The 14,912-nt window shown below is 67.1% G+C and carries 13 protein-coding genes, 1 pseudogene and 1 CRISPR repeat array (1 of these 15 running past the window's edge); of the genes and pseudogenes, 4 read left to right on the plus strand and 10 right to left on the minus strand.

The genetic code is table 11. The features are described from left to right. Positions 1-91: 91 nt before the first annotated feature. From ABLE92_RS12860 to ABLE92_RS12875, 4 genes are all read right to left on the minus strand, one after another. The gene (locus ABLE92_RS12860; RefSeq protein ID WP_348805166.1) at positions 92-589 is read right to left on the minus strand and encodes a DUF6764 family protein; all 498 of its coding nucleotides are present in this window, start codon (positions 587-589) and stop codon (positions 92-94) included. Between the two features lie 223 nt (positions 590-812). Beyond that, positions 813-1,253: an SRPBCC family protein gene (locus ABLE92_RS12865; RefSeq protein WP_348805167.1), complete on the minus strand. Its 441-nt coding sequence runs from the start codon at positions 1,251-1,253 to the stop codon at positions 813-815. A 17-nt stretch (positions 1,254-1,270) separates the two neighbouring features. After that, positions 1,271-1,948 carry a DUF4166 domain-containing protein gene (locus ABLE92_RS12870; protein WP_348805168.1) on the minus strand — a complete coding sequence of 226 codons (678 nt, stop codon included), beginning with the start codon at positions 1,946-1,948 and terminating at the stop codon, positions 1,271-1,273. A 118-nt stretch (positions 1,949-2,066) separates the two neighbouring features. Next, positions 2,067-2,672 carry a TetR/AcrR family transcriptional regulator gene (locus tag ABLE92_RS12875; RefSeq protein WP_348805169.1) on the minus strand — a complete coding sequence of 202 codons (606 nt, stop codon included), beginning with the start codon at positions 2,670-2,672 and terminating at the stop codon, positions 2,067-2,069. Positions 2,673-2,715: 43 nt separating this feature from the next. Here ABLE92_RS12875 and ABLE92_RS12880 point away from each other — a divergent pair, with 43 nt between their 5' ends. Continuing rightward, positions 2,716-3,192 (plus strand): PaaI family thioesterase, encoded by a 477-nt coding sequence (locus tag ABLE92_RS12880; protein WP_348805170.1) that lies wholly within the window; start codon positions 2,716-2,718, stop codon positions 3,190-3,192. Positions 3,193-3,228: 36 nt separating this feature from the next. Here ABLE92_RS12880 and ABLE92_RS12885 read toward each other — a convergent pair whose 3' ends face one another. The 3 genes and pseudogenes from ABLE92_RS12885 to ABLE92_RS12895 all read right to left on the minus strand — a co-directional run bounded on the left by ABLE92_RS12885 (position 3,229) and on the right by ABLE92_RS12895 (position 8,070). Continuing rightward, the gene (locus tag ABLE92_RS12885; protein ID WP_348805171.1) at positions 3,229-4,947 is read right to left on the minus strand and encodes a protein kinase domain-containing protein; all 1,719 of its coding nucleotides are present in this window, start codon (positions 4,945-4,947) and stop codon (positions 3,229-3,231) included. Positions 4,948-4,976: 29 nt separating this feature from the next. Beyond that, positions 4,977-7,103 (minus strand): DUF222 domain-containing protein, encoded by a 2,127-nt coding sequence (locus ABLE92_RS12890; RefSeq protein ID WP_348805172.1) that lies wholly within the window; start codon positions 7,101-7,103, stop codon positions 4,977-4,979. Positions 7,104-7,266: 163 nt separating this feature from the next. Continuing rightward, a pseudogene (locus tag ABLE92_RS12895) lies at positions 7,267-8,070 on the minus strand (tyrosine-protein phosphatase). Between the two features lie 179 nt (positions 8,071-8,249). Between ABLE92_RS12895 and ABLE92_RS12900 the strand changes: the two are divergent. Then, on the plus strand, positions 8,250-9,128 hold the full coding sequence (locus ABLE92_RS12900; RefSeq protein ID WP_348805173.1) for a TetR-type transcription factor C-terminal domain-containing protein: 879 nt from the start codon (positions 8,250-8,252) through the stop codon (positions 9,126-9,128). 173 nt (positions 9,129-9,301) lie between these two features. Further along, complete coding sequence (locus tag ABLE92_RS12905; protein WP_425476269.1) at positions 9,302-10,144, plus strand: SDR family oxidoreductase; 843 nt, start codon at positions 9,302-9,304, stop codon at positions 10,142-10,144. 44 nt (positions 10,145-10,188) lie between these two features. Here the strand turns inward: ABLE92_RS12905 and ABLE92_RS12910 are convergent, their stop codons facing one another. Genes ABLE92_RS12910 through ABLE92_RS12920 form a run of 3 tightly spaced genes read right to left on the minus strand, consistent with a single transcriptional unit; the run spans position 10,189 to position 11,820 of the window. After that, a complete protein-coding gene (locus tag ABLE92_RS12910) occupies positions 10,189-10,335 on the minus strand; it encodes a hypothetical protein (RefSeq protein WP_348805174.1) in 147 nt (48 codons plus the stop codon). Beyond that, entirely contained in the window at positions 10,328-10,984 is a 657-nt protein-coding gene (locus tag ABLE92_RS12915; protein WP_348805175.1) for a DsbA family oxidoreductase, read from the minus strand. The genes ABLE92_RS12910 and ABLE92_RS12915 overlap by 8 nt, the downstream gene beginning before the upstream one ends. Positions 10,985-11,025: 41 nt before the next feature. Then, positions 11,026-11,820 (minus strand): tyrosine-protein phosphatase, encoded by a 795-nt coding sequence (locus ABLE92_RS12920; protein ID WP_348805176.1) that lies wholly within the window; start codon positions 11,818-11,820, stop codon positions 11,026-11,028. 87 nt (positions 11,821-11,907) lie between these two features. Here ABLE92_RS12920 and ABLE92_RS12925 point away from each other — a divergent pair, with 87 nt between their 5' ends. Next, positions 11,908-12,141, plus strand: coding sequence for a hypothetical protein (locus ABLE92_RS12925; RefSeq protein ID WP_348805177.1), 234 nt, complete (start codon positions 11,908-11,910; stop codon positions 12,139-12,141). 290 nt (positions 12,142-12,431) lie between these two features. Continuing rightward, a CRISPR array of direct repeats spans positions 12,432-14,912; the repeat unit is 29 nt; unit sequence GGGCTCATCCCCGCGTCCGCGGGGAGCAC; it runs 5,485 nt beyond the window's last position.

The raw sequence follows: 14,912 nt of genomic DNA on the forward strand, positions 1-14,912 counted from the left end.
CACGAACGCCGTGTATCGAAGGGGTGAACTGCAGTTCTTCGGCGCCAATTGGGCAGGTTTCTGCCGTGTCGATTGAGCAGTTTCTGCCGCGTCAATTGCGCAGGTTGATCGACCCGTATTTGAGGCACACCCGGCCGGTGGTGGAGTCGGCCGCCGCGGCGAATCCGCCGCTGCACTGCACGCCCGGGGCACCGGCGTAGGCCTGCCCGCCGACACCGCCGACGGCCACCGAGTACCCACCTGCACGTGCCTGGGCGACCGACAGCGCCTTGGGGCCGGTGGTGATGGAGTACGACGTCCCGCCGGTGGTCGCCCCGGCCAGCGCCGACGATCCGGGCTGCTGGTTGATCGCGGTGGCGCGTCCGCCGCGGTCTGCGACCGCCACCGCGGTGCCGCCGCCGGTCTCCTGCGCGCTCGCGGTGCTGCCCGCACCGGACCGCGCGCCACATCCGCTGGTTCCCTGAATGCGTTGCACCTCATGGCCATTCGAGGCCTGGCAGGTCACTGCGGAGGCGTCACCGCCACCGAGATGCATTCCCCAGATCACGCCTGCACTCCCCGCAGCCACCACCAGTGCACGCGCTGTCAATCCGTGGAATCGCACAGTGAATCGGCCTCCTCGCCGTATCGGATGTGTTGGACCAGATGGCCAGACCTCGCTCAGCCTACTCCCGCTTTTCGGCCCGCCGATCGGCGCCGTGGTCACGGAACGACAACGTTTGCCCACACCCGGCACAGCCGTCTCCCGGCAGGTACGCCAACGGGGCCAGGAGATACGAAATCACCTGGCCCCGTTGGCAAATGGAGGAAACTCAGGCCTTGGCGCGACGCTCCGACTCGGCGGTCAGACCCTTCTTCGCCGTCTCGACCGCGGTCTTCTGCCCGCGCTTGACGATCAGCCCGGGAAGTTTGACCTTGAGGTCGATCTCCAACTCGAACTCGACGTGGGCACCGTCGCCCTTGGCCGTCACGGTGTAGATGCCCTGCTGCTCGGCGAGCATCTTCGATTCGACCAGAGTCCACGCGCAGGTGTTGTCGGTCCAGGTGTAGGTGACGGTCTGATCGTCGTTGATGCCCGCCGCCGACACCGTCATCGTGACCTGCTCGGGTGCGCCGTCGTCGTGGGAGGTGACGATCGAGGCCGCCTTGTGCGGTGCGGACCAGTCGGGCAGGGATTCCACGTCCAGCAGCACCTCCATCACGACCGACGGGGGCGCAGCAACATCGAACTCGGTTTTCGCAGTGACAGCCATGTGACAGAACCTACCCTTCAGGCCTCGCGATCGACGAGTTTCAGCGGCCACGCCTCGTCGGGGATGTCGCGCAATCCGCAGGCGACGTCGGTGACGGTGAACCACCCACGGAAATGCAGGATCTCGCCGATGACCGGGTTGCGGACGGTCGCGTCGCACCGGAACCGTTGGTGTTGCTCGTCCCACCCCTCGATGTACTTCATCTGGGAACGGAACAGACCCCGCATGCCGACCTTGGGCCCGCGACCCAGCCACCGCAGGGGGCCGCTCTCCAGCAGCAGTTCACCCGCGGCGGTCACCGACGGTTCGATCGGATAGAGCAGTTCGGGACCGTCGCCGAAGTAGTCGACGAGGCCCGATGCCCCCGACACGAGCAGGGAGTTGAGTTTGCGTGATCCCGACGTGTAGTCGAAGGAGCGCAGGACCGCCAGACATTCGCGGCCGAGTTCGTCGCGGTAGCAGTAGTGGCCCTGGGTGAAGGGGACCATCCGGCTCGACTTGGACGGCAGTGCGTTGCGTTTGCCGTAGTACCAGAAGAACGGCGGCGGCAGCGCGGAGGTGATGTACACCGACTCGAGGATGCCGGTGCCCATCTGGGCGACATTCGAGGTCGAGTCGATGCTGTAACGCCACGCCACGTTGGGGTGCAGTCGGTCGAAGTCGGAACCGAGGGCGTCCTGATAGACGGGCGTCACGAGGACACCACCTCCTCCGATGTGATCGGCGCGACAGTCGTTGGCGAAGAACCTACTACGCCGCATCCGAACACCGGAGTTCGAGGGGTTTGTCCGGGTGTATCCGGGGGCGGGCCCGCTACGGCCGGGCGGCTCCGTCACACAGTCGGGCCAGCTCCCCGATCACCCGGTCGAGCGGTTCGACGCTGCGCTGGGTCTGACACAGTCCGACGGCCCCTTCGATCGCGGAGACGACGAGAATCGCCAGCGAGTCGGCGCGGTCGGGATCGACGCCCTCGGCGACCAGCCGGGTGGCGATGAGCCGGATCCAGTTGCCGAAGATCTCCTCGGCCTCGTCGGCGACGGCCGGCTCGGAGCGGCGGGCGAGGCCGCCGGCGAGCACCGGACATCCGAATTGGTAGTCGGTGTTGACCAGCATCCGACGCCACACGTCGCCGACCCCGATGACGGCCTCGGCCGGGGAACCCGGATGCTGCGATCCGATGCGGGTGGCCACGAACTCGCCCGCGTAGCGGACGGCCTCGGTCATCAGCTGCGTCTTTCCGCCGGGAAAGTGGTGATAGATGGAACCACGCGGAGCCGAACTCGCCGTGATGACGTCGCCGATCGAGGTGGCCGCCACACCGTCGCGACCGATCAGGTCGGCGGCGTGCACCACCATCCGCTCCCGCGGTCCACGCTCCCGGGTCGCGGTCGTGAGGATTTCGGTGGACTGGTCGTCCATCGAGCATCAGCTCCTATGCACACCTTCATAATCACGCTGCTTTATGCAACCATACATAATCATGACGACGACGAACACTCCCGACAGCGATCCCGCGCAACTGTCCGGACTGGAGTTGCTGCGCGCCTGGCAGTTCGGCTCCGACGAACGACCGAGCATCGGCCGGCTGCTCGGCATGCGACCGGTCCGCATCGACGAAGGCGACGTCGAGTTCGTGGTGACCCCCAAGCCCGACTTCTCCAATCCGCTCGGCACTGTCCACGGCGGCATCTGCGCCACCCTCCTCGACTCCGTCATGGGCTGCGCCATCCACACCACCCTGCCCGCCGGCGTCGGCTACACCACCCTCGAACTGAAGGTGAACTACATCCGATCGGTCCCCCTCGACGCCGACGACCTCACCGGAATCGGCACCGTCATCCACGTCGGCGGGCGGACCGCCACCGCCGAGGGCAAGGTGTTCACCGCCGACGGCAAGCTCGTCGCACACGGTTCGACGACGTGCATGGTGTTCCGCTGATCCGGTGTTCCGCTGATCCGGGCTGCTGTCGCGGTATCAGCCGCGCAGCGGGGTCCGCAGCCACGGACTCCCCGGATCGGTGAGCAACCGACCGAGCACCGGGCGGGTGCGAGCGCACGATTCGTCGGCGAGTTCGATTGGGCGGGTTCCACTCTCGGCGGACGCCAGCGCCCGACCCCACTCGAAGGCGACCGCGAAGTCGTTCCAGTCCGGGTAGGCCGCGGCGGCGCGCTCCCCCAGCGACAGGACCAACTGGTGAACCCAGTCCTCGTCGCCGAAGCCGACGTGCAGACACATGCGCGCGAGTTCGACGCACTGACCGATCTCCCATGCTGCCGTGGTGATCGGCACGGCGAGCGGTAGCGCACGGGAACCGGTGGCCACCTGCACACAGGTGGTGATGCGGTGGGCCGGGATGTGGGGGTGATGGGCGGCGAACGCCGACAGCTGCGCCGGATCGACGCGAATATGGTTGCGTGGCAGTCCGTTCGGCGCGATGAAACCGAGGACGGAATCGTAGTCGGGAGTGATGAGGCCCTCGGCGATCGACTCGACCATGTCGAAGGCGGTCTGCGAATCGGTGACCGCCCAGGACTTTCGCAGCGCGCGGCGGATCGCGCGCGGCGTCTCGTGGATCTCCAGGGCGTCGACGGCGTCGGCGCCCGAGGTCAGTGCGAAGTAGGCACCGCAGGCCAGGCCACGGCGTTGCTCGGGGGTCAGTGGTCGGCCCGCCCAGCGGATCGGCGACCCGGGCTCACCCGGGGTGGCGTGCTGCTGGAAGAGGTTGTGCGGGAGGGCGTTCTGTGGGGTGGGGTTGTGCGGGGTGGGTGCGGTCGAGATCGGGAGCGGGAGTGGTGTCGCCACCTGAGTCGGAGCATTGTATGAATTCTTCAGGGGCACAAAGGCATCGGCATCACTCAATGCGGCGGTGAGCGCGTCGGCGAAATCGGCACAGCAGGCGAACCGTTGTTCCGGCCGCTTGGCCATGGCCCGCGCGAAGGTGCCGTCCACCGCTCGCGGGACCTCCGGGCACCGCTGCGACGCGAGCGGCTGTGGCGTGCTCACGTGGTGATGGACCGCGGATGCGAGATTCGAAGCGGGAAAAGGTGTTGTGCCGGTGAGCATTTCGAATGCTGCACAGGCCAGCTGGTACTGATCGGCGGCCGCGGTGATCTCCTCGGTGGCCAGCACCTGTTCCGGCGCACAGTACGCCAGACTGCCGACCAGCAGACCCGTTGCGGTGAGCGACATCTGCGAGTCCTGTGGCTTGGCGATCCCGAAGTCCGCCAGATAGATTCGTCGTCGGCGGTCACGCGTCACCAGGATGTTGGCCGGTTTCACGTCGCGGTGGAGCAAACCCGTTTCGTGCGCGTGATCGAGTGCATCGGCGATCGCGGTCACGATCTCACCGACCAGGGTCGGCGGCAGCCGGTGCGCCGGGTTCTCGCGGAGCATCGATGCGACGTCGGAGCCGTCGATGTAGGCCATCGAGATCCAGAGCCGCCCCTCGGATTCGCCTCGGTCATACAAGGGAACGATGCTCGGGTGCAACAGGCCGGCGGCGATGTCGGCCTCGCGGTTGAACCGTTCGCGGAAGGTGACGTCGTGCTGCAGCGCCTGCGCGAGGACTTTCACCGCATCCTGCCGCGGCAGACGGGGATGCTGGGCGAGGTAGACCTCCCCCATACCGCCGACGCCGATCTGGCGGAGGATGCGATAGCCCGCGCATTCGTCACCCACCGCCAACGTCGCCATGACGGTAGAGAGTACCCACTCGCGTCCACTCAGAAGGGTGGTGGTGCGCCGTCATCGGGAACGACGGGGTATCGCTTCTTGCGTCGTCGTGGGCGTGGCGGGTTCAGCGGGTCCACGCCGTCGGTGATGCGGGCGCGGTTGCGTTCGCGTTCGCGGCGACGCCGTTCGTACTTGGCGGCGAGCCGATCCCGGGTACTGGTGGGAATCACTCCCGGTTCCCGTGATGTCGGTGGTGCGGCCGGTGGGTCGGCGAACCGGTAACGACGTAACCCGCCGAAGAAGTCTTCGAGGGTTTCCGCCGGCCCCGGAATGTTCAAGCCTTCCGGGGTGGTGAAAATCGTGACCAGCCGACCGTTCTCATCCCGGTACTGGTCATCGAGCCAGCGGGAGTGCGTCTTCTGCAGGTGATGTCCCCGGCACTTCGCGTTGAGTCCGTCGGGGGTGGTCAGCCCACCGAGTTCGGGATGCTCGTGGTCGTATTCGTGCACGTGATCACAATCCCCGTCGAACGCGTTTCCCCGGCAGGCGGGGATCACGCACTCGCCGTGGCGAATCCGGATGAATGTGTCCAATGCCGTTGACAGCCGGTACGGATCCGACGGCAACGCCGACGGGAGTTCGACGTCCTCGGGATTGACGCCCTTGGGCACCAGCCGTCGGATCGTGGTCGGGAAACGGCTGATCAGATCGAGGACCTGCTCGGGGATGACCGCACCCTGCCCGACGAGGTAGCCGAGGTTGCCGTCGATCGGCGTCTCGGCGGCCGATTCGGTGTCGGCAGAGGATGATTCGCTGCCGGTTGACGCGGTGTCGGATTGGTCGGTGTCGGTCGCCGCATCAGGACGCGGGTCATCGGCAGCAGCGCTCTCCTTGGGCATCGACATCCGCGCCATACCCGCGCGGGTATCCGCGGTCGGCTCCCGCTCAGTGTCGGGTCCGCGTGCGGGTTCCGCGGCGAGTTCCGTTTCGGCAGTTCCACTCTCCTCGTCAGAGCTGCCCTCCTCGAGCAAGGACATCTGCGCCACACCCGCATCGGTGTCGGCATCCGCATCGGTGTCGGCATCCGCAGTCGACTTGGGCTCGAGAGCCGGTTCGGCCTTCGGTTCCGAACGCCGGGACTGCACCACCGATTCGGTTGCACCACCCCCGGATTCGCGGTCGGCGGCAGAACTCCGCTGTTCCTGCTGATCTTGTTCCTGCTGTTCTTGTTGTCGTTGGCGTTCCTCGATTGCCGCGGCGGTGGTCTCATCGGCGATGACGTGCAACACGATCTGCACATCCGGAATACAGCCGGGTTCCGGAATGTCGGCCGGGCAGTCCTCGTTGCCGCAGTCACAGGTGAACTGCGTCCCCGACAACAACGAGTACATGGCATCGGCCTGACGTTGCCGCCGCGTCCGCGGATCCTTCCGGCAGGCGCAGTCGGCCAGGGCCGCGATCGTCTTCTCCGCGATCGTGATGTGTTCGGCGGACATGGTGCCGGTGATCTCCCCGGTCCCATCGCCCTCAAAGTGGACGAACACAGCCCGCTTGTCCAGGTTCCGCTTCCGCGGTTCCCGCACCGCATCCGGAGCATGCTGGAAGACAATCTTGTCGACCATGTCCCGCAAACTCGTCGCCGGCCACTGCCCAGTCCGCTCGAACAACCGCTCCGCGATCGCCGCATCCACCAGCGCGGTGTTCGGATGCATCTCCGGTCCCGGATCGAGCAGGTTGGTGCGATCGATCAGCGTCCGGAACTGACTGTGACTGATCCGCCCCTCCCGCAATGCCCGCCCGGTCTTCGGCAGCCGGGTGGCCATCACGATCGCCTCATCCAGCATCCGCCGTGTCGTCACCATCGCCAGATTCCGGGTCCGGGAGATGTGTTCGGCCGCGATCTGCGCGTACTCCGCCGACTCATCCAACGGGCGATCGGTCAGACACCTCACCACATACGCGGTGAAATACGAATCCAGCCACGCCATATACGAACGACACCGATCCAACTCGGTCATCGCCACCAGTACTTCGTTGATCGAATGCTGATCCAACCGATCCGGATCCACCCCGAACAGAAACTCCAGCGGCAACCCCGGCCACGGCGACGGCCCCTGCTTCAGCAACGCATCGCGCACATCCCCACGAATCCGCGCGCTCCATGGAATGGTGCTCACCCTCGCCCCCTCGAACAAGATGACCGTCGAAGCTCTCTTCGATCTGACCATCATTGTAGAGACGGGCACCGACAAAACCGTTCACGCCGGGAACCGGCCCCGGAATCTGCGGATCGACAAACCTGTGGGGATGGAGGCTGACCACCACATGCCCGGGGCGGTGTCAGACCGAGTAGCGCTCCCGTAGTGAATTCTGCTGCGACTCGTCGATACCCAGACCCTGCGCGAAGTAGCCTTCGATGTCGCCGTACTCCTTCGTCACGGTCGCGAAGGCAGTGTCGAGATAGACGGCGTCGACGCCCAGGATCGGCAGGAGGATGTCGGGATCGCCGCCCTCGGCCGCGAATTGGTCGAACAACGGCTTGAGGGCGGGAACAAGGCGGTCGTTGGTCAGCATCTAGTCGTGGTAGACATCCCCTTTGGACACACCCATCAGGGTCAGAAACGACGCCGCAGCCCAGCCGGTGCGATCCTTGCCGGTGGTGCAGTGGAACAGTGACGGCTCGGGATGCTCACCGAGCAGCCCGCGATAGAACGTCCGGTAGCCGGTCAGTGCGCTCGGAAGATTCACCAGTTCGGAGTAGGTTCCGGAGATGAGTTCCTGGGCCTTGCCGCCCTTGAGTTCCGCGGTTGCCATCGCCACGGTCTTGGGGTCGGAGAGGAACTTTCCGATGTTGGCCGGGATGGCCATGCCGGCGTCGGCAAGCACGTCGAGGTGGACGTCGGTGACGTCGGGGAGATCCGGGTCCGGCAACGCCGTCCGCTCCACGCTCGACCGCAGATCGTAGATGGTGCGCACGCCGAGCTTCTCGAACTCGGCGAGGTCGGCCGACGCCATCGAGGAGAAATCGGTCGACCGGTACAGCATTCCGGTCCGGACGCTGCCGGCGCCGGCGGGATAGCCGCCGAGGTCACGGAGGTTGGGCAGGGTCGAAATCGGACTGGGGGCACCGGGTGTTGTCGTCACGATCCAATCATCGCAGCGCGGTGTTCGGGTCAGTGGGTTGGAGTGGGATCCGCTCGCGCGATGTCACAGATCCGCTCCGGCTGTTGACACGGAGTTGTCGCCGCCCGGCACCCATCCGCGCCGACCCGCCGGACTCGGTCGGCCCGACAGCCGCATAGTGTTCGGATATCCTGAACACCATGCCCGGGTCCGACGAGTCCACCTCCGCCCAGATCGGCTGCCGCATCCGTGCGGCACGAGTCGCCCGCGGAGTGTCGCTACGCGAGTTCGCCCGCCGGCTCGGCGTCAGTGCGGCGACCCTCAGCGCCACCGAGACCGGTGGCACCGGCATCAGCGTCGACCGTCTCGCAGCCATCGCCGACGCACTCGGCGTGGCACCCGGCGAACTTCTCGGCATGCAGTCGCACACCGTCGAAAGTGAAATGACCACAACCACTCTCGATCGTTCCGGTCCACTGCCCCGCTGGCGCTTCTACGAAGGGCCCGACGTCACGGACCCGGTTCTCGCCGCGGCGTTGCGGTGCATCGTCGAGCGCGGCTATCACGGATGCTCCATCCGTGACATCGCCGAGAGCGCCGGGTTGTCGATCGCGTCGCTCTACCATCACCACGCGAGCAAACAAGCCATGCTCGTGGCCCTGTTCGACCTGGCGATGACCGACCTTCTCGATCGCGTCGGCGGCGCTCGCGACGAGGCGGGAGACGATCCGGTCCGAGCCCTGCGCCTGATGACCGAGAGCCTGGTGCTCTATCACAGCCACCGGCGCCGACTGTCCTTCCTCGCGTCCACCGAGATGCGCAGTCTCGTCGAACCCGACCGCCGGCGCATCGCCGATCGGCGCACCTCGCTGCAGCGAATGTTCGACGTGGAGGTGGAAAACGGTGCCGCACAGGGACTATTCCTGGTCGCTCGCCCGCGTGAGGCCGCACGCGCGGTGGTGGGATTGTGCATCGCGGTGGCCGACTGGTTCGACCCGGAGGGCTTATCGACTCCCGAGGAGTTGGCAACCACCTACGCGGGCTACGCCCTCAACCTGATGGACGTGCGTCGTCCGTAGGACGAAGTGTTCGGATATTCCGAACGCTCTGCCACGTCTTTCCGGGCAGTCCGGACCCACTGTCGCCGTATGCACCGGCTATTGACAACGACTGCCTGGTTGGCCACCCTGAGGTGACCGATCGATCGTTCGCTTTCGCGGCGATCGGCCTCGACCGACGAGAGGACCTCATAGTGAGCACACCGTCCACCCTGCACGGCCGCACCGCGATCATCTCCGGCGGAAGCCGTGGCATCGGCGAGGCGATCGCCGTGCGATTGGCGCGGGCGGGGGCCAACGTCACGTTGCTCGCCAAGACCGCGGAGCCCCATCCAAAGCTGCCCGGGACCATCTACACCGCCGCGCAGGCGATCGAGGAGGCCGGCGGAGCGGCGCTGCCCATCGTCGGCGACGTTCGGGACGATCAGCAGGTGGCCGATGCCGTGGCGCAGACCGTTGACCGTTTCGGCGGCGTCGACATCGTCGTCAACAATGCGAGCGCGCTCGATCTGACCGCCACCGAGCAGATCGACATGAAACGCTACGACCTGATGCAGGACATCAATGCGCGCGGATCATTCGTGTTGGCCAAGAACGCGATTCCGTATCTGCGCAAGTCCGATCACGCACATGTGCTGACGCTGTCGCCACCGATCACGCTCGACCCGCAGTGGTTCGACTCGATCGGGACGGCCTACACGGTGTCCAAGTTCTCGATGACCCTTGTCGCGCTCGGTCTGGCCCGCGAGTTGGCCGCCGACGGTGTCGCGTCGAACACCCTGTGGCCGCGGACCACGATCAGTACCGCCGCGGTGCGAAACATCCTCAGCGAGAAGCTGATCGAGCGCAGCCGGAGCACCGAGATCATGTCCGACGCCGCGTACGCGATCCTGTCGAAGTCGCCGGACACGGCGACCGGCCAGTGCTACATCGACGACGATGTCCTTGCCGCCGAAGGCGTCACCGACTTCTCCCGCTATCGCACGGTCGACAGCGATGACGACCTCGAGTTGGACTTCTGGATGACGCGGCGCTGACCATCGTCTCGCAGATTCCGGGGCCGGCGTGGGTACCGGCTCCGTCACGAGTCGGCGTCATCAACGCCGGGGATCGCACACACCCCGTCGACGCACACGGCCCCCGACTGGCCCAGCATCTCGAATGCCGGTGTCGGCGGCAGTGTTTCGTCGTTGGTCGTCTCGGTCCGGTCCGGTGTCTCGTCAGGCATCGACGTTCTCCTGAGCCGCCTTGCGGAGCACGTCGGCGAAGGTCTCCGGTGACTGGGCACCGGAGACGCCGTATCGCCCGTTGATGACGAAGAACGGGACGCCGCTGATGCCGTAGGCGCGGGCCTGGGCGATGTCGGCGCTCACCGCGTCGGCGTATTCACCGGATTCAAGCGAGGCCGTGACCTGCTCCCGGTCGAGGCCGATGTCGGCGGCGAGGTCCGCGAGGTCGCCGATGCGTCCGATGTGGCGTCCCTCGGTGAAGTAGGCGCGGAACAGGCGCTCGACCATGTCGAGTTGTCGGCCCTGCGCCTTCGCGTGATGCAGCAGTTCGTGCGCCTTGAGCGTCTTGGTGTGCTGGAGGGCGTCGAAGTCGTAGTCGAGTCCCGACTCGGCGGCGATCGCGGTGACCTGGGCGAGCATCTGCTCGACCTGTGCGCGGGGCATTCCCTTGTACTCGGCCAGGAACTCGATCTCGGTGCCGTCGAAGTCGACCGGCGTGTCCGGGGCCAGCTCAAAGCTGTGGTAGGTCACCACGACTCGATCAGAGAGGCCGGAATCGGCCAGTCCCGCTTCGAATTTGCGCTTCCCGATGTAGCACCACGGGCAGGCGATGTCGGACCAGATGTCGACGGAGATGGGGTCACTCACGATGCTTGTCAACGCGGAGTCCTGGTCAGCAATTCCTCGGCTCATCCGACCAGGAATACGTCGCGGAGTCGGTCCTGTGTGTCGGCGTCTATGCCGAGTGCTTCGGTGAAGTAGTCGTCGATGCCGCCGTACTGGATGGCCACCTCGTCAAAGGCGACGCCGAGGTATGTCGGTGACACCCCAAGCAGCGGGCGGAGCAGGTCGGCGTCGCCGCCGGCGGATTCGAATCTCTCGAAGATGCCTGCCATCGTCGGCAGGAACAGGTCATTGGTCGCGAGGTAGTCCCGGTAGACCTCGTCACGATCGACACCCATCAGGCTGAGGAAAGCCGCTGCGGCCCAGCCGGTGCGGTCCTTGCCGTGGGCGCAGTGGAACAGCGTGGTCGGCCCGGCCAGGAGACCGGTGAAGAAGGTGCGGTACGCGCGCTTCGCACTGGGCAGATTCACCAGCTGCCGGTACGCCCCGATCATGCGCTCGACGCCACTCCCCTCGGCCAATCGCGCATTGGCCGTCGCCACCGCCTCCGGATCATCGACCAGGGCGTCAAGATCGGCGGGAGCGCCGTCGTGCGCAGCGTCGGCGAGCACGTCGAGCAGCACCCCGGCCGCGTCACCGATGACCGGGTCCGGCGCGGCGTCGGCCTCGACGGGCGACCGCAGGTCGACGATGCTCTGCAATCCCAGATCCACCAGCACCGCCCGGTCGGCCTCGGATGCCTTGTCCAACGCTGCGGATCGGAACAGTCGGCCGGTGGCGACCTTGCGTCCGTCGCTGGTCGTCGGGCCGCCGATGTCGCGGAAGTTGGGGACTGTGGGCAGCTGCAGCGGTTCACTCACACGTTGATTGTGCGGGGTGAGTGGGGATGCGGTGAATTGGGCTGGTGATGGGGCTCGTCACAGCCCGGTAGCCGTACAGTGGCGGACATGTCCGACCTCGCGTTTTATCGCATCGCGTCCGCTGTCGCCGTCGACGACGACATCTTGCCCGAGTCGATCGCCCGGGCCGGTGACATCGAAGAGGCGATCTTCTGGCTTCTCGCTCAAGCGCGCAAGGAGGGTAGGCGGCTGCCGGATGAGCAGGCGCAGCGGATCGTCGCAATGTTTCCGCGACTGACAGATGCCGTTGCGGACGTGCGGATCCAAACACGTGCTGTCTGAGTTCGTTCTCGTCGTTTGATCCTCTCGGCACTGATTCGACGAAGGCCCACATGCTCGGGTGGCGAGACTTCGGTCGAGTATCTTTGCGAGCGTTCCGATTTCGACAATCAATCCGGTCTGCGACTACGGCCTCTCCAGACTCAGCGTTCCGCGTGCGTCCATCTCGTCGCGACGATGACACGTTTGCGCCCGCCGACTACCCGGCGTGTAGGTCGCCAACGAGGGCACGCTGGATTCGTGGCCTGCGGCTCATCCCGCAGCTTGCGCAGGCCGGCTGCGTCGAGCCCGCCGGACTCATCCCCGCGTCCGCGGGGAGCACGTGCCGTTAGTTAGACAGCACGATGCGTGGGGTGTCGGGCTCATCCCCGCGTCCGCGGGGAGCACAGGAGGCCGCGCATGTTGGCTTTGTCGTCGGTGGGCTCATCCCCGCGTCCGCGGGGAGCACTGACCGCGACCAACCAGGGGGCCTGCGCCACCAGGCTCATCCCCGCGTCCGCGGGGAGCACCTCGCGCTGCAGAATCTGAACGGCACGAAGGTGACCTCATCCCCGCGTCCGCGGGGAGTACCTACCGACTCATCTAGGCCGCGTTTCCCGCCCGGGCTCATCCCCGCGTCCGCGGGGAGCACAAGCGCAGCGGGGCGCGTAACGGTAAGGGGCAGGGCTCATCCCCGCGTCCGCGGGGAGCACTCATCGGATACTTCGGCGCGATGCAAGCCGCCGGGCTCATCCCCGCGTCCGCGGGGAGCACGTGGGTGTGGGTGCTCCGACGTCCCGGATGCGGGGCTCATCCCCGCGTCCGCGGGGAGCACATGTCGTTGTGCTGCAGCGTGTGTGGTCGGGAGGGCTCATCCCCGCGTCCGCGGGGAGCACCTCACTCGGTGGCTGGTGGCGACGGGGACTCGGGGCTCATCCCCGCGTCCGCGGGGAGCACGAGCGCGGGCCTCGTCTTCGAGCTGTCGCGGTTGGCTCATCCCCGCGTCCGCGGGGAGCACGCGTGCAGAGGCCCCTTCTGCGTCGACATCGAGGGCTCATCCCCGCGTCCGCGGGGAGCACACACCTGCGGCGTGGTCCATCGACGACCACCGGGGCTCATCCCCGCGTCCGCGGGGAGCACATCTGGGCACTCTCCACCCTCTGCGCACTCGGAGGCTCATCCCCGCGTCCGCGGGGAGCACTGGCAGAACATCCGGGCCTCGATTGACGCGGGGGGCTCATCCCCGCGTCCGCGGGGAGCACTACGCCGTAGGACGAAGCAGTCAGCGGCCGCCGGGCTCATCCCCGCGTCCGCGGGGAGCACGACAGGGGGCTCAGATCCTCACCGGCCTCGGCGGGCTCATCCCCGCGTCCGCGGGGAGCACTTTGGATGGGGCGCCGCGGTTGCAGGAGACGTGGGCTCATCCCCGCGTCCGCGGGGAGCACGGCGCTGCTACCGCTACGGGCAGGCGAGAGTTGGGCTCATCCCCGCGTCCGCGGGGAGCACTTCTCGACCTGTGGACCTGTGACCACCTGCCGGGGCTCATCCCCGCGTCCGCGGGGAGCACTGACGATTCTCTCGGTCATGCTGCTCCGACTCGGGCTCATCCCCGCGTCCGCGGGGAGCACGACCACGTCGTCGACTCGATCATCGGCCCCGAGGGCTCATCCCCGCGTCCGCGGGGAGCACTCCGCCCCGGTATGGTCGACCACTTGATACCAGGGCTCATCCCCGCGTCCGCGGGGAGCACTTCGTCCAAACTGGGGATGCTGATGTGCCGGTGGGCTCATCCCCGCGTCCGCGGGGAGCACGCCGCATCCTCCGGGCTGATCACGATCTTGCCGGGCTCATCCCCGCGTCCGCGGGGAGCACTCGACACCAAGACCCAGATCGAAGTCGCCCAAGGGCTCATCCCCGCGTCCGCGGGGAGCACGCAGCAATCAACCCCCGTGCCACCGAACACCAGGGCTCATCCCCGCGTCCGCGGGGAGCACGCATTCCTCATCCACACCGAGGAGCATTCGGCGGGCTCATCCCCGCGTCCGCGGGGAGCACCTCGCCTTGTGCGATGCCACGACTGTAGGCGCGGGCTCATCCCCGCGTCCGCGGGGAGCACGTGAAGTAGTACACCGCCCTGATCGACGGCGAGGGCTCATCCCCGCGTCCGCGGGGAGCACGGATTGCCGTATGTCGAGAACACCGCGCCAGGCGGCTCATCCCCGCGTCCGCGGGGAGCACGGGCCAGGGTGGCCGTAAGGGTTAGCACCACCGGGCTCATCCCCGCGTCCGCGGGGAGCACAGCAGATGCGCAAACGGCGGAATCACCGTCGCGGGCTCATCCCCGCGTCCGCGGGGAGCACGTCGACTCGGCGTTCGACTACTTCGACATCGGGGGCTCATCCCCGCGTCCGCGGGGAGCACTTCTGGCCCGACCCGTTGCCGTTGAGGATCTGGGGCTCATCCCCGCGTCCGCGGGGAGCACGCGGGGCGGTGGTCGCACTCACCCCGATCACAGGGCTCATCCCCGCGTCCGCGGGGAGCACGCACTGCGGGTGCGCTGGGTGGCGTTTGCCGAGGGCTCATCCCCGCGTCCGCGGGGAGCACTCGATCTCGGCGAGGCGTTTCGCCGCGGCCGAGGGCTCATCCCCGCGTCCGCGGGGAGCACGCTGTCGGCGCCGACGACGCCCTTCCGGAGCAGGGCTCATCCCCGCGTCCGCGGGGAGCACCGGGTGGTGCCGGAGTCGCAGTTGGCGCGCGAGCGGCTCATCCCCGCGTCCGCGGGGAGCACATCGGCG

This window comes from Gordonia oleivorans (genome assembly GCF_040044975.1).
Classification (GTDB): domain Bacteria; phylum Actinomycetota; class Actinomycetes; order Mycobacteriales; family Mycobacteriaceae; genus Gordonia; species Gordonia oleivorans.